General features: G+C 43.8%; 2 protein-coding genes. One reads left to right on the forward strand and one right to left on the reverse strand.

Going from position 1 to position 1,126, the window contains the following annotated elements; all coding sequences use genetic code 11:
* Positions 1–539: lysophospholipid acyltransferase family protein (locus B3182_RS08630; RefSeq protein WP_292752371.1), on the forward strand; the 539-nt coding region annotated here is incomplete at its 5' end.
* Here the strand turns inward: B3182_RS08630 and B3182_RS08635 are convergent.
* Positions 536–1,024: an acyloxyacyl hydrolase gene (locus tag B3182_RS08635; protein ID WP_292356492.1), complete on the reverse strand. Its 489-nt coding sequence runs from the start codon at positions 1,022–1,024 to the stop codon at positions 536–538. The two genes, B3182_RS08630 and B3182_RS08635, sit on opposite strands and share 4 nt — an antisense overlap.
* Between the last annotated feature and the right edge of the window lie 102 nt (positions 1,025–1,126).

Genomic DNA, 1,126 nt, shown 5'->3' on the forward strand with positions numbered 1-1,126 from the left:
TGACCGGCCATTTTACCAGCATGGAATTGGGCGGACGGCTGATCATGTTGAAACAGCCGTGCTATGTGATGTTTCGTGAACTTAAAAGTCCGTTATTTAATGCAGTGATGCTACATCAGCGACAACGTCACAGTGAAGGGACAATTTTACAAGCAGATATGCGCGGTATGTTGAGAGCATTAAAAAAGAATAAGGTTGTATGGTATGCGCCTGATCAGGATTTTGGTCGAAGAACCAGTGTTTTTGCCAAATTTTTTGGTATAAAAGCCGCCACTATTCCAGCAACAGCTAGACTCGCCAAAATGAGTGGTGCAGCCGTTGTGCCTTATGTACCAAGACGCTTACCCAATGGAAATTATTCGATTGATATTGGACCCGCCTGGGAAAACTACCCAATAGGCGATGAACTGGCTGATGCGCAACGAGTAAATGACTGGGTAGAGGCCGAAATAAAAAAATCGCCGACGCAATATCTGTGGGTGCATCGACGATTTAAAACTCAGCCAGAAGGCAAGGGCCTATTTTACAAAAAAAACTAGCGATTAAACGGAGAAAAACTGTAGCTCAGCATTAATGATTCGGAGCCGGGATTGTTTTTTGCCAAGTCCGCATTCGACATATGATAGAGCGTTAACGCCAGCCGTGAAGATGAGCTAATACGATAACCGAGCTCTATTCCCGTACGAAATAAAAAACCGCTTCCCAAATCCTGACCATCGCCATCTTCATAGCCGACCACGGCAAGTTGTGGGGTTAAGACCCATTTTTCTCCAAGATTAATGTCATATCGACCGCCTGCATGGGCCCAATAGCCTCCATCCGAGTTGCCGCTGAGACCAATTGCTGGAATGACATTAAAGAACGTTTCCTGTGTGGCAAACCGATACTCAATACCCAGTTCCAATGAATTGTTGCTTTCGAAAACTTCAAAACTTCCTGCAGACATCGCGATTGCTGGAGATTCCGCCTGAACGCTCACACAGCCTAGTAATCCGATGATTCCGATAATGCTCTTTCTTATCATAAATTATTGCCCTTTTAGATCATCAAAATCAGTTTATTAGATAACATGATTCATCCAGTTTGAGAAGTTAAATGCAAAAAAAAACCACCCGAAGGTGGTTTT

This window comes from Methylophaga sp. UBA4204, assembly GCF_002379485.1.
Lineage (GTDB): Bacteria > Pseudomonadota > Gammaproteobacteria > Nitrosococcales > Methylophagaceae > Methylophaga.